15 protein-coding genes and 1 pseudogene are annotated in these 21,870 nt (G+C 69.5%); 11 read left to right on the top strand and 5 right to left on the bottom strand.

Annotated elements, in window-relative coordinates; translation table 11 throughout:
- The first annotated feature begins 19 nt into the window (after positions 1-19).
- The 9 genes from L3078_RS10965 to L3078_RS10925 all read left to right on the top strand — a co-directional run bounded on the left by L3078_RS10965 (position 20) and on the right by L3078_RS10925 (position 12,069).
- On the top strand, positions 20-2,029 hold the full coding sequence (locus L3078_RS10965; RefSeq protein WP_239753240.1) for a pectinesterase family protein: 2,010 nt from the start codon (positions 20-22) through the stop codon (positions 2,027-2,029).
- Positions 2,030-2,100: 71 nt separating this feature from the next.
- A complete protein-coding gene (locus L3078_RS10960) occupies positions 2,101-3,447 on the top strand; it encodes an ABC transporter substrate-binding protein (RefSeq protein ID WP_239753239.1) in 1,347 nt (448 codons plus the stop codon).
- Between the two features lie 113 nt (positions 3,448-3,560).
- Positions 3,561-4,367 (top strand): rhamnogalacturonan acetylesterase, encoded by an 807-nt coding sequence (locus tag L3078_RS10955; RefSeq protein WP_239753238.1) that lies wholly within the window; start codon positions 3,561-3,563, stop codon positions 4,365-4,367.
- A 143-nt stretch (positions 4,368-4,510) separates the two neighbouring features.
- On the top strand, positions 4,511-5,824 hold the full coding sequence (locus L3078_RS10950; protein ID WP_239753237.1) for a pectate lyase family protein: 1,314 nt from the start codon (positions 4,511-4,513) through the stop codon (positions 5,822-5,824).
- Positions 5,824-6,951, top strand: coding sequence for a pectinesterase family protein (locus tag L3078_RS10945; RefSeq protein WP_239753236.1), 1,128 nt, complete (start codon positions 5,824-5,826; stop codon positions 6,949-6,951). Before L3078_RS10950 ends, L3078_RS10945 begins: the two co-directional genes overlap by 1 nt.
- 1 nt (position 6,952) lies before the next feature.
- Positions 6,953-7,981 carry a pectinesterase family protein gene (locus tag L3078_RS10940; RefSeq protein ID WP_239753234.1) on the top strand — a complete coding sequence of 343 codons (1,029 nt, stop codon included), beginning with the start codon at positions 6,953-6,955 and terminating at the stop codon, positions 7,979-7,981.
- Positions 7,968-9,185: a dienelactone hydrolase family protein gene (locus tag L3078_RS10935; protein ID WP_239753231.1), complete on the top strand. Its 1,218-nt coding sequence runs from the start codon at positions 7,968-7,970 to the stop codon at positions 9,183-9,185. The genes L3078_RS10940 and L3078_RS10935 overlap by 14 nt, the downstream gene beginning before the upstream one ends.
- Before the next feature lie 39 nt (positions 9,186-9,224).
- Positions 9,225-10,337: a right-handed parallel beta-helix repeat-containing protein gene (locus tag L3078_RS10930; protein ID WP_239753230.1), complete on the top strand. Its 1,113-nt coding sequence runs from the start codon at positions 9,225-9,227 to the stop codon at positions 10,335-10,337.
- Between the two features lie 118 nt (positions 10,338-10,455).
- Positions 10,456-12,069 (top strand): lipase family alpha/beta hydrolase, encoded by a 1,614-nt coding sequence (locus L3078_RS10925; protein WP_239753229.1) that lies wholly within the window; start codon positions 10,456-10,458, stop codon positions 12,067-12,069.
- Positions 12,070-12,456: 387 nt separating this feature from the next.
- Here L3078_RS10925 and L3078_RS10920 read toward each other — a convergent pair.
- Positions 12,457-13,668 (bottom strand): annotated as a pseudogene (locus L3078_RS10920) (IS110 family RNA-guided transposase).
- Between the two features lie 230 nt (positions 13,669-13,898).
- On the opposite strand from L3078_RS10920, the gene L3078_RS10915 reads away from it, so the two are divergent.
- Complete coding sequence (locus L3078_RS10915; protein WP_239753228.1) at positions 13,899-15,053, top strand: right-handed parallel beta-helix repeat-containing protein; 1,155 nt, start codon at positions 13,899-13,901, stop codon at positions 15,051-15,053.
- Between the two features lie 151 nt (positions 15,054-15,204).
- On the opposite strand, the gene L3078_RS10910 is transcribed toward L3078_RS10915, so the two are convergent.
- The 3 genes from L3078_RS10910 to L3078_RS10900 form a co-directional block, all read right to left on the bottom strand.
- Positions 15,205-16,887 (bottom strand): rhamnogalacturonan lyase B N-terminal domain-containing protein, encoded by a 1,683-nt coding sequence (locus tag L3078_RS10910; RefSeq protein WP_239753227.1) that lies wholly within the window; start codon positions 16,885-16,887, stop codon positions 15,205-15,207.
- 180 nt (positions 16,888-17,067) lie between these two features.
- The gene (locus tag L3078_RS10905) at positions 17,068-17,934 is read right to left on the bottom strand and encodes a hypothetical protein (RefSeq protein WP_239753226.1); all 867 of its coding nucleotides are present in this window, start codon (positions 17,932-17,934) and stop codon (positions 17,068-17,070) included.
- The gene (locus L3078_RS10900) at positions 17,931-18,533 is read right to left on the bottom strand and encodes a SigE family RNA polymerase sigma factor (protein WP_239753225.1); all 603 of its coding nucleotides are present in this window, start codon (positions 18,531-18,533) and stop codon (positions 17,931-17,933) included. The genes L3078_RS10905 and L3078_RS10900 overlap by 4 nt, the downstream gene beginning before the upstream one ends.
- Before the next feature lie 269 nt (positions 18,534-18,802).
- On the opposite strand from L3078_RS10900, the gene L3078_RS10895 reads away from it, so the two are divergent.
- Positions 18,803-20,254 (top strand): NCS2 family permease, encoded by a 1,452-nt coding sequence (locus L3078_RS10895; RefSeq protein ID WP_239753224.1) that lies wholly within the window; start codon positions 18,803-18,805, stop codon positions 20,252-20,254.
- A gap of 79 nt (positions 20,255-20,333) precedes the next feature.
- On the opposite strand, the gene L3078_RS10890 is transcribed toward L3078_RS10895, so the two are convergent.
- A complete protein-coding gene (locus tag L3078_RS10890) occupies positions 20,334-21,785 on the bottom strand; it encodes a peptidoglycan D,D-transpeptidase FtsI family protein (protein ID WP_239753223.1) in 1,452 nt (483 codons plus the stop codon).
- Positions 21,786-21,870: the final 85 nt, after the last annotated feature.

The raw sequence follows: 21,870 nt of genomic DNA, 5'->3' as shown, positions 1-21,870 counted from the left end.
ACGCCTGTTGGGAGCCGCAATGACGCACCTCCGTAGCAAGCGCTTGCCGCACAAGGGGAGAGCCCTCGCCGCCGTCACCGCCCTGATCGCCTCGTTCGTCGTCGGCGCGTTCACCCCGGCGGAGGCCGCCGGGCCCGCCACGGCCGCCGACGCCACCGCCGGGTACGGCGCGGCACCCCGCTGGAGCGACCGCCCCCACGGCTTCGCCTCCCTCGACGGCGGCACCACCGGCGGCGCGGGCGGCAAGGTCGTGACCGTCACCGACCAGGCCTCCCTGGTGCGGTACGCGTCCGCCGAGGAGCCGTACGTCATCCGGGTCAAGGGGACCGTCGACGTCGAACCCTTCGGCTCCGACGTCGTCGTGACCTCGAACAAGACGATCATCGGCGTCGGCGACAGTGCCGAAATCGTCCACGGCGAACTGCACCTCAACCCCGGCACCAGCAACGTCATCATCCGCAATCTGACGATCCGGGACTCCTACGTCGAGGGCGACTGGGACGGCAAGACCACCGACTTCGACGCGATCCAGATGGACACCGTCGACCACGTCTGGATCGACCACAACCGCTTCGAGCACATGGGCGACGGGCTCCTCGACATCCGCAAGGACAGCCGGTACGTCACCGTCTCCCACAACCAGTTCAGGAACCACAACAAGGCCCTCGGCATCGGCTGGACGACCAATGTCCAAACCGAGATCACCATCGACCACAACTGGTTCACCGGCACCAAACAGCGCAACCCCTCCGCCGACAACTGCGCCTACGCCCACCTCTACAACAACTACCTCTCGGCGCAGGTGGCCGACGGCGACCCCGTGTGGACGTACGGGAACTGGGCGCGCGGCCGGACCAGGATGGTCATCGAGAACAGCTACTACGACGGTGTCCAGCACCCCTACCAGGCCGACGCCACCGCCGAGTTGGTTCAGCGCGGGTCGATCCTGAAGAACGTCACCGGACGGCAGGAGGCCTGGGGCACGGCCTTCGACCCGAGGGACTTCTACCGCTACCGGCTCGACCCGGCCGCCGCCGTCCCCGCGCTGGTCACCCGGTTCTCCGGCCCGCAGAAGGGCATCGGCACGAACACCGTGCTGAACGTCCCCGGCGACTACGCGACCGTGCAGGCAGCCGTGGACGCCGTGCCCGCCGGCAACGACGGCACCGTCACGATCCGCATCGCGCCCGGCATCTACCGCGCCAAGGTCCTGATCCCCGCGAACAAGCCGAACCTGGTGCTGCAGGGGACTGGACAAGATCGCTCGGACACCGTCATCGTCTTCGACACGCCCGCAGCGAACGGCGGCTCCAACGGCAGCGCCACCGTGCGGATCCTCGCCAGTGACGTGACCGCCCGCAACCTCACCTTCAGCAACGACTTCGACGAGGCCGCGCACGAGGTGAACGGCGAGCAGGCGCTCGCGATGAAGACCACCGGCGACCGGATCGTCTTCGAGAACACGGCCTTCCTGGGCAACCAGGACACGCTGATGACCGACAGCCCCAAGCTCGACGTCATCAGCCGCGTCTACATCCGCGACTCGTACATCGAGGGCGATGTCGACTTCATCTACGGCCGGGTCACCACCGTCATCGAGCGTTCCCTGATCAAGGCGCTCAGCCGGGGCTCGGACAGCAACAACGGCTACATCACGGCCGCCTCGACCTGGAAGGAGAACCCCTACGGGTTCCTCATCACCCGGTCGAAGGTCGTCAGCGACGCGCCCGCCGGGACGTACCACCTCGGCCGGCCCTGGCACCCGGGCGGCGAGCCGGACGCGATCGCCCAGGTGCTGTTCCGGGAGACCGAACTGCCCGCCGCGATCAAGTCGTCGCCGTGGACGGACATGAGCGGCTTCTCCTGGAAGGACGCGCGGTTCACGGAGTACCGGACGTACGGGCCCGGGGCCGCCGTCACCGCCGACCGGCCGCAGCTCGAGCGTTCCGACACCTCGGCCCACACGGTCACCAAGTACCTCGCGGGGACGGACGGCTGGGCGCCGCATCGCGGTCGCGCCGGCCACTGAGTCCGCCCCGGAGACAGCACAGACCCCCCACAACTTCATAACCCTCGTATCCAGAAGAAGAGAGCCGTTCAATGAAGATCAGCATTCGCAGAAGCAGGCGTGCCGCCGTGGCCGTCGCCCTCGGATCCGTCCTCGCCCTGACCGCCACCGCCTGCGGTGACGACGGCAGCGGCGCGGGCGGGGACAAGGGCTCCGAGGGCAGCGGCAAGGGCAAGGTTCTCTTCTGGGACAACAACGGCGGTGTCCGCACCGAGATCTGGAAGGAGATCATCGCCGACTTCGAGAAGGCCAACCCGGACATCAAGGTCGAGTACGTCGGGATCGCCGCCACCGAGTACCAGTCCAAGGTCGACACCGCCATCCAGGGCGGCGGCCTGCCGGACGTCGGCGGTGTCGGCGCGGCCATGGCCGCCGGGTTCGCCGCGCAGGGCGCGCTGGAGCCCCTCGACAACCGGCTCTCCAAGTCCTCCCTCAGCGGCAAGCTCAACGAGGCGATGGTCGAGTCGCTGAAGTCCGCCGGCGGTGGCGACGCCCTGTACTCGATCCCGACCTCCGCCAACAACGGTGTCCTCTACTACCGCACCGACCTCTTCAAGGCGGCGGGCTTGGCCGATCCGACGGACTGGGACAAGTTCTACGAGGCCGCCGAGAAGCTCACCGACAAGGACAAGAACAAGTTCGGCTACACCATCCGCGGCGGCGCCGGCTCCATCGCGCAGGCGCTGGACGCGATGTACGGGCAGTCCGGGATCACCTCGTTCTGGGACGCGAGCGGTGAGAAGACCACCGTGAACGACCCGAAGAACGTCGAGGCCCTGGAGAAGTACGTGGGCCTCTACAAGAAGGTCACGCCCGCGGCCGACCTCAACAACGACTTCACCAAGATGGTCGCGCAGTTCGACTCCGGCACGATCGGCATGCTCAACCACAACCTGGGCTCCTACCAGGACCACGTGAAGGCGTTCGGCGACAAGTTCCGGGGCATCCCGCAGCCGACCGGCCCCGGTGGCAAGCGCGTCCAGGTGTCCAACCCGGTCGACGGGCTCGGCATGTTCAAGAGCTCGAAGAACAAGGAGGCCGCCTGGAAGTTCATCGAGTTCGCGACCTCGCACGAGGAGAACTCCAAGTTCAACAAGTCGGCCGGGCAGGTGCCGTCGAACAACGACGCCGCGAAGGACGCGTGGATCTCCGAGGCCGAGCCGACGAAGCTGGCCGCCGCCGCGCTGAGCGACGGGTCGACGACGATCGTGCAGCTGCCGTACTACCTGCCGGACTGGAACACGATCTCCAAGGCCGACAACGAGCCCGCCTTCCAGAAGGTGATGGACGGGCAGAGCACGGCGAAGGAGTTCCTGGACTCGCTGGCCGAGCAGCTGAACACGGCGCAGGCCGAGTGGAATGAGCAGAAGAAGGGCTGAGAGCTCGGTCCGGTTCGATTCGTGGCCGGCTGCGGGTTGGTTGTGGCTGGTCGCGCAGTTGCCCCGCGCCCCTGAAAGACGGGGCGCGGGGCCCTACTGGAAGGCACCCGCACGTGTCGCTCACTCGTAGACAGGTCAGCACCGCGGCTCTTGCCGCCCTTCCGCTCGCCGTCGCCGCCACCGGGCCCGCGTCCGCCGCGGCGGCCTCCGGCGGGCCCCGGCGACAGCGCACCCTCTACATCGCCGGCGACTCCACCGCCGCTCAGAAGTACGCCGACGCCGCGCCCGAGACGGGGTGGGGGATGGCGCTGCCGTTCTTCCTCGGGAAGGGGATCGCGGTCTCCAACCACGCCGTGAACGGGCGTAGTTCGAAGAGTTTCATCGACGAGGGGCGGCTCGACGTCATCCTCGGGGCGATCCGGCCCGGGGACTTCCTCGTCATCCAGTTCGGGCACAACGACTCCAAGATCGCCGATCCCACGCGGTACACCGAGCCGTGGACGACGTACCAGGACCACCTGCGCCAGTACATCGACGGTGCGCGGGCGCGGGGCGCCAGGCCGGTGCTCGCCACCTCCGTCGAGCGCAGAAAGTTCGACGCGAGCGGCAACGCCGTGCCGACCCACGGCGACTATCCGGCAGCGGCGCTCGCTCTCGCCGCGGAGGAGGGTGTCGCCGTCCTCGACATCCAGGCGCTGTCCATCGCGTTGTGGCAGCAGCTCGGGGTCGAGGAGACCAAGAAGTACTTCAACTGGACCGCGACCGAGCAGGACAACACGCACTTCAACCCGCCGGGGGCGATTGCCGTGGCCCGGCTGGTCGCGGGTGAGTTGCTGCGCCGTCGGGTGCTCGCGCGTCGTGACGTGCGCCGTCTCGACGAAGAGGTGCCCGACTCCTGGATCAGCTGGCCGGAAGCGTAGTGCTCCGCTCGTAGGCCGGTTTTCGGCTGCGGGTCCGTTGTGGGTGGTCGCGCCCACGCGGCGGAGCCGCACATGAACACAGCCCCGCGCCCCTGACGGGGCGGCGCTCAACATCCCCCTTTGCTTTGAAAGGAACCGCACACATGCGTCCTCGTATCTGGCATGCCCATGTCATGACATCCGTCGTCGGCTGCACCGCGCTCGTGCTCGGGGTCGCCGGTACCGGTGTCGCCCAGGCCCAGGGCCAGGGCCGTGATCTCGGCCGGCAGGTGCTCGGCGCCGGTGACGGGTGGGGCTCGGCGGAAGGTGGCACCACCGGTGGGTCGGCGGCCGACGCCGAGCACATCTACACCGTCACCACCTGGGCCGAGTTCAAGGCCGCGCTGGCCGCCGGCGGAAACGCGCCGAAGATCATCAAGGTGAAGGGGATGATCGACGCCGTCTCCGAGGGGTGCGAGGCCTTCGTCACCGGGGGCTACGACCTCCAGCAGTACCTGAAGGACTACGACCCGGCCACCTACGGCAACGACCAGGTCGCCAAGGGCCCGCAGGAGGACGCGCGGGTCGCGTCCATGGCCAACCAGGACTCGGCGATCAAGGCCAACATCCCCAGCAACACCACCATCGTCGGCGTCGGCAAGAACTCCGGCATCCTCGGCGGCAGCCTCCAGATCAAGGGCGTCTCGAACGTCATCATGCGCAACCTCACCATCGAGGCCCCGCTCGACTGCTTCCCCAAGTGGGACCCGACGGACGACAACAACACCGGCAACTGGAACTCCGAGTACGACGCCGTGGTCGTCTTCGGCACCGACCACGTCTGGCTCGACCACAACACGTTCACCGACGGGCGGTACCCCGACAGCGAGCGGCCGGTCTACTTCGGCAAGGTGTTCCAGCAGCACGACGGCCTGACCGACATCGTGCGCGGCTCCAACTACGTGACCGTCTCCTGGAACCGCTTCCAGGACCACGACAAGAACATGCTGATCGGCAACAGCGACGGCACCGCCGCCCTCGACGCTGGCAAGCTCAAGGTCACCATGCACCACAACCGCTTCGACGGGATCCTCCAGCGCTCCCCGCGTGTGCGGTTCGGCCAGGTCGACGTCTACAACAACCACTACGTCGTCACCGAGGAGCAGAAGGACGACTACTACATCTTCGGTGTCGGCCTGTCCTCGCAGCTCCACGCCAGCGACAACGCGATCACGCTGCCTGCGGGCGCGAGCGTCGGCAAGGCCCTGAAGAGGTGGAACGACTCCCCGCTGACCGCCGAGAACAACTACGTCAACGGCAGGCTGACGGACCTCATCGCCGTCCACAACGCCGAGATCCCCTCGGAGTTCCTCCGCTCCGGCGCCGGGTGGACGCCCACCCTGCGGACCAAGGTCGACTCGCCGCGCGCGGTGCCGGGCATCGTCGCGAACCGCGCGGGCGCCGGGAAGGTCTGCTGATGGCCGGGCGCCACCCGGGGCCGAGCAGACGGTCGTTCGTGGCCGCCGGGGTCGGGACCGCGCTCGCGCTCGCCGTCGCGACCCCGGCCCAGGCGGCACCGGCCGCCCGTGGCCGCCGCGTCTTCGGGCGCTACGGATCGCCCGCCGCCCGCCTCGACGAGCGGACCCTGTACGTGGACGCCGGCGGCGCCGGGGACTTCACCACCGTCCAGGCCGCCGTCACCGCCGCGAGCGGGAGCGGGTACACGCTGGTCGTCGCGCCGGGCGTGTACCGGGAGACCGTCGCCGTCAGCGTCGCCCGTACGGAGATGACCTGGATCGGGGCCTCCGGGAACGCCCGGGACGTCGTGGTCGTGTACGACAACGCGGCCGGCACCCCGAAGCCCGGCGGCGGCACCTACGGCACCACCGGCTCCGCCACGACCCTGGTGCAGGCCGCCGGGTTCACCGCGCGGGACATCACCTTCGCCAACGACTGGCTGCGCGCCGACCACCCCGGGATCAGCGGCACCCAGGCCGTCGCCATCAAGGTGCAGGGCGACCGGTCGGCGTTCCTGCGCTGCCGGTTCCTCGGGCACCAGGACACCCTGTACGCCGACTCGATGGCGCTCGGCACCTTCGCCCGGCAGTACTTCCGCGACTGCTACGCCGAAGGGGACGTGGACTTCGTCTTCGGGCGTGCCACAGCCGTCTTCGAGCGCTGCCACTTCCACACCCTGACCAGGACGGATCTCTCCTCCGCCCCGTACGGATTCGTCTTCGCGCCCTCCACCGCGGGCGCCAACCCCCGCGGCTACCTGGTGACCCGGAGCCGGATCACCAGCGAGGCCCCTGACGCTTACTACAAGCTGGCCCGCCCCTGGGTGCCCAGCTCCGACACCACCGCCCGGCCCATGCTCACCGTGCGCGAGACCCGCCTCGGTGCCGGGATCGACGCGGTCGCGCCGTACACCAACATGTCGGCGGGCTTCCCCTGGCAGGACCAGCGGTTCGCCGAGTACCGGAACACCGGGCCGGGCGCCGTCGTATCCGTCCCGGAGAACCGGCCCCAGCTCACGGCCGCCGAAGCCGCCTTGGCCACCCGTGAGGCGTACCTCGGCGACTGGACCCCGTGGGAGAGGTGCTGAGATGCGCCGACGCACCCTGCTCGGCGGGATCGCCGGCGGCCTGCTGGCCGCCGGCGCGGCCCCCGCCCTCGCCCACGGCCGCCGGGTCCTGCACGTCCGGCCCGGCGGATCGGTCCAGGCGGCGGTGGACGCCGTCACCGGCCCCGGGTGGACGATCGTCGTCCACCCGGGCACGTACCGTGAGGTCGTCAACATTCCAGCAGGCAAAGGGGAGTTGACCCTGCGCGGCGCGTCCCGCGACCCCCGCGCCGCCGTCGTCGTCTTCGACCGTGCCAACGGCACCCCGAGGCCCGAGGGCGGCACCTACGGCACGGCGGGCTCCGCCACCTTCACCTCGGCGGCGCCCGGCCTGACCGTGCGCGACCTGACCCTCGCCAACGACTGGCTGCGCGCGGACCACCCGGACTACACCGGAACCCAGGCGGTCGCCGCGTACGTCACCGGGGACCGCTCGCACTTCGAGAACGTCCGGTTCCTCGCCCATCAGGACACCCTGTTCGCGGACACCACCGCGCTCGACGCCTTCGACCGGCAGTACTACCGGCACTGCCACATCGAGGGCGACGTCGACTTCGTGTTCGGGCGGGCCCGCGCCGTCTTCGACACGTGCCACTTCCGCACCCTCCAGCGGGATGTGTCCTTCACCCCCAAGGGCATGGTCTTCGCCCCCGCCACCGCCCGCGCCAATCCCTACGGCTTCCTCGCCCTGCGCGGCCGGATCACCTCCGGTGCGGAGGACGCCGCGTACAAGCTCGCCCGGCCCTGGGTGCCGTCGTACGAGACGACCGCCTGGCCCGCACTGGTCGTGCGGGACACCTGGATCGGCCCCGGGATCGACGCCGTCGCGCCCTACACCAACATGCGTGAGGCCTACCCCTGGCAGACCATGCGCTTCCGGGAGTACGGCAACTCGGGCCCGGGCGCGGTCGTCTCCGTGCCCGAGAACCGGCCGCAACTGACGGCGGCCGAGGCGGGGGAGCACACACGGCGGACGTATCTCGGGGACTGGAGGCCGTATGCCGGCCGGTGAACCGGCGGGCGACCCCGACCCGCCCGGGACCCGTCGAGCCGTGGGGCGCCGGGCCTTCGTCGTGGGCGCGGGGGCGGCGGCACTCCTGACGGGAGGGGGGTCGCAGGCGGGCGGGGCGGACCCCTCGGCCCCCGCCGGCGCCGCCCTGGCCGGCAGCCTCCCCGACTTCCACCCCCTGCTCAAGGACGAGCTCCGCTTCCCGCTCGCCTGGGGCACCTCGCCCCTCCGCGACTTCCGCACCTGGCGCCGGGCGGCTCGGGCCAAGGTCGAGGAGCACCTGTTCGTCGGACGGGACGACACCCCGTACGACCCCGAGTTCGGCCAGGACCGCGCCGAGGGCGACGGCTACACCCGCGAGTCGGTCACCTTCTCCCTCACCCGGTACGGCCGCGTCCGGGGCGCCCTGCTCACCCCGCACGGCACCGGACCGTTCCCGGCCGTCCTCCTCCTGCACGACCACGGCGCCAAGTTCGACATCGGCAAGGAGAAACTGGTCCTGCCCTGGTCCGACGAGAGCCGGCTGGCCTCCGCGCGGGCCTGGGCCGACCGGTACTTCAGCGGCCGGTTCGTCGGCGACGAACTGGCCCGGCGCGGCTATGTCATCCTCGCCGTGGACGCGCTCGGCTGGGGAGACCGGGGCCCGACGACCTACGAGGAGCAGCAGGCCCTCGCCAGCAACCTCTACAACCTGGGTTCGTCGCTCGCCGGGCTCATGGCCCGGGAGGACGTGCGCGCGGCGGGCTTCCTGGCCGGCCTCGACCGGGTGGACCGCCGCCGGGTCGCCACCCTCGGGTTCTCCATGGGCGCCTTCCGCGCCTGGCAGACGGCCGCGCTCAGCGACGACATCGCGGCCGCCGTCAGCGCCTGCTGGATGACCGGGCTCAAGGAGGTCATGGTCCCCGGCAACAACATCCTGCGCGGTCAGTCCTCCTATTACATGCTCCACCCCGGGCTCGCCCGGCACCTCGACTTCCCCGACGTGGCGAGCATCGGCGCCCCCAAGCCGATGTTCTTCCTCGACGGCGGCCAGGACCCCCTCTTCACCAGAGAGGGCGTCCGGGTCGCGCACGAGAAGCTGCGCGCCGTCTGGCGCGCACGCCACGCCGGGGAGCGGTTGCGGCTGACGACCTGGCCCGAGCTGGGCCATGTGTTCACCGCGCCGATGCAGGACGCGGCCGTCGACTGGCTCGACGCCGTCCTGTGAACCGTCCCCCCCAACCCGCACGGGAAGGAACCGCTCCCCATGTCTCGTCGCACCGCTCTCGTCCTGAGCACGGCCCTGGTGTTCGGCGCAGGTCTGGCCGTTCTCCCCACCCAGGCGCACGCGGCCACGGTGGTCGTCAGCAACTCCACGGATCTGTCCAACGCCATCAAGAACGCCACCCCGGGCACCGTCATCCAGGTGCGCGGCGGCACGTACTACCCGACGGCGACCCTCCAGTCCACGGCGAACGGCAGCTCCTCCAGCCGGATACACCTCCAGCCCTACGGCTCGGAGACCGTCAAGATCGACGGCTCGAACCTCCCCGACGGCGACTGGATCTTCAAGCTGACCGCCGACTACTGGACCGTCTCCGGGATCACCTTCCAGAACTCCCCGGACAGCGCGGTCGTCTGCCAGTCCTGCGCCTCCACGGTCTGGGACAACATCAAGACCATCAACGGCGGCGACTCCGGCTTCACCCTCACCGGCGACAGCACGACCAACAACACCGTCCGCAACATCGACTCCTACGGCCACTACGACCCGGCCAACCACGGGGAGAACGCCGACGGGATCGCCGTGAAGTTCGGCTCCGGCTCGGGCAACCTCATCACTGGGGCCCGCCTCTACAACAACTCGGACGACGGCCTGGACTTCTGGTCCTTCTCCTCGCCCGTCACCGTCGAGCACACCTGGGCGATGGGCAACGGCAAGAACCGCTGGGGCGACTCCGCGTTCGCGGGCGACGGCAACGGCTACAAGCTCGGCGGCGACGGCGAGACCGTCGCCCACGTCATCAACAACGCGGCGGCCTGGGACAACGCGGGCAACGGCTTCACCGAGAACAGCAACAAGGGCGCCATCGTCATCAACCGGACCACCGCCTACGCCAACGCCAAGTGGGGCTACTACTTCGCCACCGGCGCGGCCCGCCTCGGCAAGAACCTGGCGGTGAGCAACGGCGGCGGCTCGGTCAACAAGGGCTCGTCCGTCGTGTCGTCCGGCAACAACTGGGACTCCGGCGTCGCGACCCCGTCGTTCCGCTCCACCGACGCCTCCTCGACGTACAACGCCCGCTCGGCGAGCGGCACCCTGCCCGCGACCACCTTCCTGACCACGGGCAGTACGACGATCGGCTCCACGATGAACTGACCGGCGCGAAGCCCGTCCGGCACGCCGGGCAAAACGATTCTGTCGCCACGGAGGCGAGGCGACCCCACACAGTGTTGCGCGACGAACAGCACCTGCGCATCTGAGTGGAGTGGTCCAAGTGGTCGACAGTCCTCGCCCGCTGATCCTGATTCGCGGTTTCGGCGGCCCCGGTGTGTCGGACGAGCGGCGTGACGCCTATCAGGGCTTCAACAACGGCAGCGTCTACGCCGAGCGCTACGGCGAGAACTACATCTACGAGGGATTCGTCCTGCGCGCCCTCAAGTCGACGCTCCACCCGTACCGGGACGCCACCAACGTGGTCGGCTACTACGAGAAGGAGCAGAGGCCCAGACCGGGAGAGCACGACGGCTGGCCCGAACACCTGCTCACCGGCACGATGGTGGTGGACGTCCCCATGGCGCGCGAGGTGCTGGGCCAGGGCGCCCGGGGCACCCTCTGGATCTACCGCTACTACGACCTCCTTCCCCGGAAGATCGACCGCTTCGGGGAAGGGCTGGTCCGGCTCATCGAGATCATCCGGCACGGCCTGCGGCCGGACGAGGAGTTCACCGGTGTGGACATCGTCGCCCACAGCATGGGCGGCCTCGTCACCCGGGCCGCCCTGAGCAGGCTCGGGGACAGCAGCGCCGACCTCATCCACCGCATCGTCACCCTCGGCACACCGCACCGGGGGATCGCGTTCCAGTACCTGCCCGACACCCTGGTCAAGTGCCTGCCCGACGCGGTCGCCGACGAGATCGCCGCCTTCGACCCGGACCGCACGGACATCACAGCCATCCCGTTCCCCGTCAGGAGGATCCTCACGGTGGTCGGTACGGACCACCGCTCCTACAGCAACAAGTTCGCCACCCTGGGCAATCGCATCGCCGGCCTGATCGACGAGGGCACCCTCACCTACAACCGCAGCGACGGCCTGGTCAAACAGTCCTCCGCCCAGATCCCGGGCGCTCCCCGGACCTTCGTCCACAAATGCCACGGCGGCAACGACTCCCTGGTGACCTCGCGCGAGGCGTACGAGATCGCCATGCGCTTCTTCCACGGCACGCACCACGTGCAACTGCGGCTGGACAGCGCCGAGGTGACCCGGGGTCGGGACCTCTTCGGCCGCAGCGAGTTCTACTTCGGGGTGTCCGTCAAACCCCGGTTCGTCGACTTCGACCTGTGCCACCAGAGCAGCGAGGCCGAGAACTACTACGGCCCCTTCCGCAAGGACGACTTCACCGACGACCTGCCCGATCTCGCCGAGGAGCTGGGCAAGCCGCTCGCGGAGTCGGGTGACGCCACCACCGGCTGGGCGGACGGGAACCGGCTGATCTGGGAGGGCTGGCTCGACGCCGCCGCCAAACCCGAGGGAGCGGCGGACCGGAGCGTGGTGCTCCGGCTCGACGTCCATGTGTACGAGCGGGACAGCCTCGGTATCGGCTTCTCCGACAACCTCGTCTTCCGCAAGCAGTACTACGTCCAGGCGGTGCCCGGCGGCGACGACGAGGACTGGTCGCTGTACCTCCACACCGGCGAGCGCTTCCTGGCGCCAGGGGTGAGCACCGGGGAGGCGCACGCCGCCGCGGAGGACAAGCAGGTCGCAGAGGTGTGGCCGATGAGGCCCACCGGTGACGGCACCTGGACCTTCGAGGTCGGCGGGACCGGCTTCAAGGCCGACCTCCTGCTGTCGGTGACCGACGAACGGTCCACGGGCACCGGACCGGCCTGATCGGCTACCGGGTCGGCACCGCCTCGACCGTCCAGACGCGCTTCGTGCCGTCGGCGGCGGTGTACCTCTGCGGCTCGCGGAAGTCGCGGCGGGTGCCCGACCTCGGGCTCACCGACGCGCCCTCGCCGATCCAGAGCCTCGGCGCGAGCCGCGCGAGGTTCTCGTCGACGGCGTCAATCGGTGTGCGGGTGAAGGCTTCGAGCGAAACTTTCGAGCTCTTTCGCGAGGGCGCGGCAACCCTTTACCGGCGGGCGGCGACCAGTGATCAGAAGCGGGCCGGGGCGGCCCCTCCGGCCCGCTTCGTTCCTCGTCTCCCGAAGACGCGTCCCCTGCGAAAGGATTCCCAATGGAGTTGTCAACCCGCGTTGGTGACTCGCTGTGAGCGTGTCAGCCCAGCATGACGGGGGTCTGCGGTGCCGTGAGTTCGAAGGCGCGGCCGTCGCGTATGAGTGCCCACAGGACGTTCAGGCGGCGTCGTGCGAGGGCGATGATTGCCTGCTTGTGGCCCTTGCCCTCGGCTCGTTTGCGCTCGTAGAAGGCTTTGGAGACGGGGCAGGAGCGGGCGGCGACCATGGCGGACATGTAGAAGACCCGCAGCAGGCGTCGGCAGTAGCGGCGTGGGCGGCGCATGTTGCCGCTGATGCGTCCGGAGTCCTTGGGGACCGGGGCCAGGCTAGCGACAGCCGGCGAGGCGGTCAGCGCTGGCGAAGACGCTCAGGTCTCCGCCGGTGTGAGCGATGAACTCGGCGCCCAGGACGGGGCCGAGGCCGGGCATGCTCAGGATGACCTCGGCGTGCGGGTGGTCGCGAAACCGGCCCTCGATCAGGGCGTCGGTCTCGGCGATCTCCTCGTCGAGGGCCATCACCTCCTCGCGAGCCTGGCCACCATGGCGGCGGCCAGCTTCTCCCCGGCGACGGCGGTGTGCTGGGCCTCGGCGGCCTCCACCGCGGTGGCCGCAACGAGCTGATAGTTGCGGACCTTGCGGTTCTTCAGCCAGGTCGCGAGCCGGGTCCTGCCGACGCGCCGGAGGGCGGCCGGGGTCTGGTACTGCGTCAGCAGCACCAGGGCCGCCTTGGACGTCTTGTAGTCGAAGGCGCGTTCCAGGGCGGGGAAGTACTCCAGCATCTGGGCTCGCAGCCGGTTGATGGTCCTGGTGCGGTCGGCGGCCAGGTCCAGGCGGCGCGAGGTGAGGATGCGCAGGTCCACGGCGATGTCGTCGCCTCGGTGCACAGGTTCCAGGTCGCGGCGCATGCGGGCCTGGTCGGCGATGACGAAGGCGTCCTTGGCGTCGCTCTTGCCGTCGCCCCGGTAGGAGCCGGAGGCGTGATGGACGGTGCGGCCGGGGATGTAGAGGACCTGCTGGCCGTTGTCGGTCAGCAGCGCGATCATCAGCGCGGCCCCGCCGGCGTTGAGGTCGATCGCCCAGGTCACCGGGGCGCCGTCGCTCAGCTCCAGCACATCGGCGATCAGCTTCAGCAGCGCGGTCTCGTCGTTGTCCACCCGCCGCGACAGCCGGCGCTTGCCGTCCGCGTCGAGCACCACGCAGTGATGCGCGGCCTTGCCCGCATCCGTACCGGCCCACAGCTCGGGCACGGCCACCTCCGAAGTCGTATCCGTTCACAGCCCAGCAGACGACCTCGCCAGCGTGTCCTTACCAAGCGATCTTGTGCCGCGCATCCCAATGAGTGGTCGAGTCGTCGCGGGATGCCGAGCGGCCAATCCTTTCAAGCCACCAGTGGGCGGAAACCCATGAGCCACACCCAGCATCCCCGGGTCTTTCGATCCTACGAGTGACCGAAACCAACCCACCTACAACGTAAGGAACACCCGTGCGTCAGACCATCGGACGCCACCGGAGAACCCGGACCCTGTCGATCGCCGCCGCCGTGTCCGTCGCCGCGGGGGCGGGCGGCGTCCACCTCGGTCTCGCGCACGGCGGCGCCCAGGCGGCCGCCACCACCGTCACCGTCTCCAGCACCGCGTCGCTGGAGAAGGCCGTCGCGAACGCCGTCGCCGGTACGACCATCCAGGTGCGCGCCGGCACCTACCGGCCCGCGCGAACGCTGAGGTCCACGGCGAACGGCACCCCCAGCGCCCGGATCACGCTCACCGCGTACCGAGGTGAGAAGGTCAGGATCGACGGATCCGCGCTGCCCGCCGGCTCCTGGCTCGCCGCGATCCACGGCGACCACTGGACCGTCTCCCACCTCACCTTCCAGAACTCCCCGGCCCAGGGCCTCGTCGCCACCTCCTCGGTCGGCGGGATCTTCGAGAACCTGGTCACCGCGAACAACGGCGACTCCGGCTTCACCCTGCGTGGCGACGGCACGACGGACAACTTCGTGCGGAACCTGGACAGCCACGGCAACTACGACGCGGCGAACCACGGCCAGAACGCCGACGGCATCGCCGTGAAGTTCGGCTCCGGCACCGGCAACAGAATCACCGGCGCACGCCTCTACAACAACGCGGATGACGGCCTCGACCTCTGGCAGTTCTCCTCGCCGGTCACCGTCGACCACTCCTGGGCCTTCGGCAACGGCAGGAACCGCTGGAACGACTCCGCGTTCGAGGGCAACGGCAACGGGTTCAAGCTGGGCGGCGGCGGGGCCTCGGTCGCGCACTCCGTCAACAACAACGCGGCCTGGAACAACACGCTGCACGGGTTCACCGAGAACTCCAACACCGGCGCGATCCTGCTGAACCGGAACACGGCGTACGCCAACAAGGAGAACGGGTTCTACTTCGCCACCGGCAAGGCCCGGCTGGCGCGGAACCTCGCCGTGGGCAACGGGGCGGGGAAGGCGAAGCGGGGTTCCGCCACGGTCTCGGCCGCCAACAACTGGGACAGCGGCACCGCCACGCCGGCCTTCCGCTCCACGGACGCGGCCACCGCCCACGCCGCTCGGCGGACGGACGGGTCCCTACCGATCACGACGTTCCTCACCACGGGCTCCAAGGCCATCGGCGCGACGATGAACTGACCCGCCGCGCACGGCAGAACGCGCCGCGCGCACCGCAGAACGCGCAGGACGGGAAGAAGGCGCCCCCCGCCGGTCGTCACCGGCGGGGGGCGTTTCTCGTGCCGACCCCGAGGGGGGCTCCGGTCGGCACCTGCTGCCGGCCGAGGGGGGCTCAGGCCAGCAGGTCCAGACAGTCGAACGAGGTGCCCGGACTGAGGAAGCCCGTGCCGCTCGAACCACTGACGATGTCGATGGTCAGTACGTTGTACTCACTGGTGTTCGACTTCCACGCACTGGCAGGGACGCTGTAGAGGAAGGTGTGGTTGTTCCCCCGGTACGAACCCGTGGTGAGCGAACGGGTGGACGGCTGTTTCGGGGCCGCCGGGACCGGCGAGGCCCAGTCATTGATGGATACCCGGGGACGCCCGCCCGCGAACGCGTCGGTGACCCCTATCCGCAGCGTGTGCGCGGCGGCGGCCTGCGCGGGCGTCAGCTTGAAGAGGATCCGGACGCCGTCGTTGACGTCCTGCCAGACGTACGCCGGGATGGAGGCCGCCGGACGGCCGCCGTCCAGGGTGACGTCGCCCGTCCACTTCGCCGCGCGGCCGTCGGACGGGTGCGCGTACGTCATCAGCTCCGCGTTCTTGAACCCGCCGGGCGTCCCGTCCCAGTCGCCGAGCCGCCAGAGGGTCTTGGCGGCGGACGGATCGCCGGTGACGGTGAGGGAGTTCAGCGCGGTCGAGCCGCCCGCCGTCACCTTCACCTCCCGGGTGTGCACGGCCAGTTCGCCCTTGAAGACGGTCAGCGTGTACGTCCCCGGCAGCATCCCCTTGCAGGAGAAGGCGCCGGTGCCGGCCGCGGCCCTGGCCCAGTACTGGGCGTCGGCGTTGGCGAAGCCGACCGTGTAGGCGTACTTCGGGTCCATGCCCTTGAGCCCCACACCGGCCACTTTGCCGCGCCCGGCCCTGCCGACCCAGCCGGTGATGCCGAGGCCGTCCACCCAGGAGGTGTCCAGCCGGTCGTGGGCCAGCGACGGCGAGGGCGCCCCGCCGTCGGTGAAGGCCAGGACGTACGGCCCCTGGAGGCCGAAACGTTCCGCCTCGGTCTGGGCCTGGTTGTAGTGCAGGATCTCGTAGAGGCCCGCGCCGAGGTCGTTGGAGTGGCGCAGCAGCGAGCGGTAGAAGGGGCCGCCGGAGGCCTTCTCGTGGTTGGAGCGGACCATCCAGAGGCCGACCGAACCCGTGGTGAAACCGATGTGGTCGTAGTCGATCACCCGCTTGCCCGAGTAGTGCTTGGAGTGGGTCGTGCCGTCCGCGCGCCGCCAGACGTCACCGGCCTCGATGACCTTGTCGGAGGCCTCGATCCAGGAGTCGGGGCCCTCGTTGGGGAACATCCCGGGCTTGAGGCGGACGAGGAAGCGGGTCGCCGTGAAGGAGGCGTTCGCCTTGTCCGTCCACAGGTAGATGTTGTTCTGGCCGCTGCGGGCCGCGTACCACTGGGTGATCGCGCCGTGCACGGCCTTGATCAGGATCGTCGACCCGGACCGGCGGATCGTGACGGTCGAGGCGCCGAGACCCGACTCCACGTGCGAGTGCCGGCCGCCGTAGCCCTCGTACTCCTTGCCCTTGTAGCGCAGCGAGGTGAGGTCGCCGGTGGTCTTGGAGACCTTGAAGACCAGGTTCGCCCCGGTGTCGACGACGAAGTTCTTCCCGTCGTCCGAGTGACCGAAGCCGGCCGCGGACGCCGTGGAGAGCAGGCCGGTGCCGCCCGCGACGGCGGCGCCGGTGGCGGCGACACCGAGCGCGCCGGCCCCGAGGACGCGTCGACGGGTGAGACGTCTCTTGTGGGTGCTCAAGGGTGGTACTCCGGGTATGTCGGATCCTGGCTCACTTGTGCGTGATGCCAGATGACGAGAACGTGCGGGTGGTTCCTTCCGCGCCGGTGGTGACTCCCGCGTCTCCTGGTCGCCACCGGCGGAGAAAGGGTTGCCGCTCCCGCGGATCTTTCTCGCGGGATCTTCTTCGCGGATCTCCCGCTACGAATCGCCCTCGTCCGAGGAGTCGTCGTCGTGGCCCTCGAAGTCGCCGCCCACCGTGACGTCCTCGCCGCCCGCCTTCGCGGTCATCGTGTAGCGGTCGTCGCCCGCGTCACGGCCGCCGCGCTCGTGGTTGTACTGCCCGGCGAAGACGAACTCGCCCTTCGGGACCGTCCGTCCGTCCTTGAGCACCCAGGTGTAGACCAGGAACCCGTCGTCGGACTCGACCGTGAGGTCGAAGTCCTGCTCCGGCAGGGACCGCCAGGCACCGGCCGAGGAGACCCCGCCGGTCTGGGCGATCGTCAGCTGGACGGTCAGTTCGGTGAGCTGCTCGCTCGTCCTCAGGGTGAGATTGCTCTGCGCCCAGAAGTCGTTGCTGTGCGGGTCGACCGAGCCGTCCGACCAGAGCGGGCCCTCCTCCTCGTCCTTCGAGGTGGGCAGCTTCGGCACCGCCGTGTCCTTGGGCGACGGGTCCTTCGACGGCGTCGAGCTGGGCTTCTCCTCCCGCTTCCCACCGGCGCTGGGGCTCGGCCGGTCCGGCGGGCTCGGGGCGCGGCTCGTCGCGGCGGGGGAGTCGACCGGGGTCGGGGAGACCACGACCGTCCGATCGGCCGGCGGCGTCTCCTCGCCCTTCACCGCGGAGGCGACCGCGTAGCCGCCGACCGCGAGCACACCCGCGACCCCGGCGGTGGCGGTGACCACCCGCACCCAGCCCCACAGCGGCGGCCGGGTCGCCTTGCGGCTCCGGCGCACCTCGGGGGCGGCCATACCGCGCTCGATCCGGGCCAGGATGCGGGCGCGGTCGGGCTCGTGCGCCTCGGCCGACGCGCGCAGCCGGGCGCGCAGCTCCTCGTGCACGTCCCTCATCGGTCCCTTCCTCCGGTGCCGGTCACGCCCGCGCGGGTCACGCGCGGTTTCGTGACGCCCCCGCCCGCGATGCCCGCGTGCATCCGCTGCGGCGTGTCCTCTGTGCCGAGCAGCTTCTGCAACTCGGCCATCCCCTTGGACGTCTGGCTCTTCACCGTACCGACCGAGACGCCGAGGGCGAGCGCCGTGTCCTTCTCCGAGAGGTCGAAGGCGTGGCGCAGGACCACACAGGCCCGCTTGCGGAACGGCAGCCGGCGCAGCGCCGACTGGACGTCGACCACGCCGGGCACATCGGGATTCTCGGTCTTCTCCTCGCGCTGCGACCAGAACAGCGTGATCCTGCGGCGCTCACGGACCGCGCTGCGGATCCGGGTGCGGGCCAGATTGGCGACGACGCCACGGGCGTACGCCACCGGATGGTCCGCCGCACGGACGCGGTCCCAGCGGTGCCACATCGCGAGCAGCGCGTCCGCGGCCAGGTCGTCGGCGGCGTCCGCCTCGCCCGTCAACAGGTGTGCCAGACGTGACAGTTCGGCATAGTGCCGTTCGAAGAAGGCGTGGAACTCCACGGAGGCTGCGTCGTCGACGACAGTGCCCACGGGGACCTCTCTTCTCGCTGCGGCCACAGCAGCCGAGCCGGCTGGCTGTGCGTGTCATGTGAATGACATGTGGTCGTCCGGGGCCGACCCCCGACGAGATCCGGAAGAGTAGCAGTGATCGTGAAAGAGGTTCGTACGCGGCTTCGAACGCCGTCTTGCAGGGAGAACTCCGATTCCGTAACACGGAGAAAACCTGAATCAGGTTCAACACGGGCACAATCCAGCCAGCATCCGCGCGTAGTCCACGCATGTCACTAGGAGCACCGTTCATGTCCGACGCACAGCAGGTGGCCGACCGGCCCGCAGCCGAGCCACCCGGGGCGAACAGCGTCGATCGCTTCTTCAAGATCACCGCTCGGGGGTCCACCTTCGCCCGTGAGATACGCGGCGGCTTCGCCACGTTCTTCACGATGGCGTACATCCTTGTCCTGAATCCCATCATCCTCGGCAGCGCGAAGGACAAGTACGGCCACACCCTCGACGGCGCCGAACTCGTCACCGCCACCGCCCTCGTGGCCGCCGTGATGACGATCATCATGGGCGTCGGAGGAAACCTTCCTCTCGCGCTCGCCGCGGGCCTCGGTCTCAACGCGGTCGTCGCCTTCCAGATAGCCCCGCTGATGAGCTGGTCCGACGCGATGGGCCTGGTCGTCCTCGAAGGCCTGCTGATCTGCGTCCTGGTGGTCACCGGCCTGCGCGAGGCCGTCATGCACGCGATACCGCAGGCGCTGAAGCAGGCGATCAGCGTCGGCATCGGCCTGTTCATCGCCTTCATCGGCTTCGTCGACGCCGGCTTCGTCAGCCGCATACCGGACATCGCCAACACCACCGTCCCGGTGCAGCTCGGCGCCACCGGTTCGCTGTCCGGCTGGCCGATCCTGGTCTTCTGCCTCGGTGTCCTGCTGACCATCGGCCTGCTCGCCCGCAAGGTGAAGGGCGCGATCCTCATCAGCATCCTGACGATGACGGTCGTTGCGATCGTGATCAACTCGGTGGCCGACATCAAGAGCTGGGGCCTGACCACCCCGAAGGTCCCCGACGACATCGTCGCCGCCCCCGAGTTCGGACTGATCGGCGACTTCAGCCTCTTCGGCTCGTTCGGCGAGACCACCGTCATCACGGTCGTCCTGCTGATCTTCACCCTGCTGCTCTCGGACTTCTTCGACACCATGGGCACCGTCGTCGGCATCACCGCCGAGGCGGGCCTGCTCGACGAGGAGGGCAAGGTCCCGAACCTCGGCCGGGTCCTCCTCATCGACGGCGCGGCGGCCGTCGCGGGCGGCGCGGCCTCCTCGTCCTCCGCGACCTCCTACATCGAGTCCGCGGCCGGCGTCGGAGAGGGCGCCCGCACCGGGTTCTCCAACCTGATCACCGGCGGCCTCTTCGCGGTGGCGCTCTTCCTCACCCCGCTGCTCACCATCGTCCCCATGCAGGCCGCCGCGCCCGCGCTCGTCGCCGTCGGCTTCCTGATGATGACCCAGGTCAAGAACATCGACTGGGACCGGTACGACATCGCCATCCCGGCGTTCCTCACCATCGCCGTGATGCCGTTCACCTACTCCATCACCAACGGCATCGGCGCCGGCTTCCTCGCCTTCGTCCTGATCAAGACGGTCCTCGGCAAGGCGAAGGAGATCCACTGGCTGCTGTGGGCCACCTCGGCGCTGTTCCTGGTGTACTTCGCGATCAACCCGATCCAGCAGCTCTTCGGGGTCAGGTAGGACGGACGAAGGGCCGCCCTCCGGGGGGAGTGAGGGCGGCCCTTCTCATTCAGGTGGTCCGGGTTGTTCCAGGGGGTCTTCAGTTCTTCAGCGCGGCCTCCATGACCGCCTTGGCCACCGGCGCCGCCAGCCCGTTGCCGCTGACCTCCGACCGCGCGGCGTTCGACTGCTCGACGACGACCGCGACGGCGACCTCCTTGCCGTCGGCCTTCGCGTACGACGTGAACCAGGCGTAAGGCGTCTTGCTGTTGTTCTCGCCGTGCTGGGCCGTACCGGTCTTGCCGCCCACCGTCGCCCCGCTGATCCGCGCGTTCGTGCCGGTGCCGTCCTCCACGACCGTGCGCATCGCCGACTGGAGCTGCTCGGCCGTGTCCGCGCTCATGATCTCCTCGGTCCCGGCCTCCGAGTCGTAGTCCTCCAGGACATCGCCACCGCTGTCGGTGATCTGCGACACCATGTGCGGTGAGACCAGCTTGCCGCCGTTGGCTATCGCCGCCGACACCATCGCCATCTGGAGCGGCGTCGCGGTGACGTCGTACTGGCCGATGCCCGTCAGGGCCGTGGAGGACTTGTTCATGTCCGACGGATAGACACTCTCGTACGCCCGCACCGGCACGTCCTGCGCCTCGTCGTTGAAGCCGAACCTCTCGGCCGTCTCCCGCACCTTGTCCTGCCCGAGGTCGACGGCCATCTTCGCGAAGACGTTGTTGCACGAGTACTGCAGCGCCGTACGGATCGTGGCGTTCTCGCAGGGCGCGCTCGGGTTCTCGTTGGACAGCTCGGTCTCGGTGTCCGGCAGCGTGTACGGGTCCGGGCTGACGGTCCTCTCGTCCACCGACCCGTACAGCCCGTCCTCCAGCGCGGCCGCCGCCACGACCAGCTTGAACGTCGACCCCGGCGGCAGCGGCTGGCGCAGCGCCCGGTTGGTCAGCGGCTTGTCCGGGTCCGCGTTGAGCTTCTTCCAGGCATTTCCGGCGGTGCCCGCGCCGGTGAGCGAGGACGGGTCGTACGACGGCGTCGACACCACCGCGAGGATCTTCCCCGTCGTCGGGTCGATCGCGACGGCCGCGCCCTTGTTGTCGCCCAGCGCGTCGAACGCGGCCTTCTGCACGGCCGGATCGATCGTGGTGATCACATTGCCCGGATCGGCCCGCTGCCCGGTGACCGTGTCCATCACGGTCTTCAGCCGCAGGTCGGTGCCGTCGAGCAGGTCCTGGTAAATGCCCTCCAGCTGGGTGGGCGCGTAGGCCTGCGAGGCGTATCCGGTGACCGCCGCGTACAGCTCGCCGTCCTTGTACGTGCGCTTGTACGCGAGGTCGCCGCTCTTGGTACGGGCCGAGCCGGTGATCGAATCCCCGGCCACGATGATGTTCCCGAGCGGGTCGGCGTACGTCCGAATCGCGTTGCGCCGGTTGTCCTGGTCGTCCGCGAGCGCCGTGCCCTCGTAGAACTGCACCCATGTCGCCCTGACCAACAGGGCGAGCACGAGCAGCAGGGAGAAGACGGCGGAGCGCCTGATCGTCTTGTTCATGGCACCCGGAAGGACGAGCGGGACGCGATCAGTCGTTCCCCTCGCCCGGCTTTCTCATGAGGTCTTCATGTGACCGGGGTTGCCA

It is taken from the genome of Streptomyces deccanensis (assembly GCF_022385335.1).
In the GTDB taxonomy this organism is placed as follows: Bacteria; Actinomycetota; Actinomycetes; order Streptomycetales; family Streptomycetaceae; genus Streptomyces; species Streptomyces deccanensis.
This window is presented reverse-complemented; position numbering and strand designations above follow the sequence as displayed.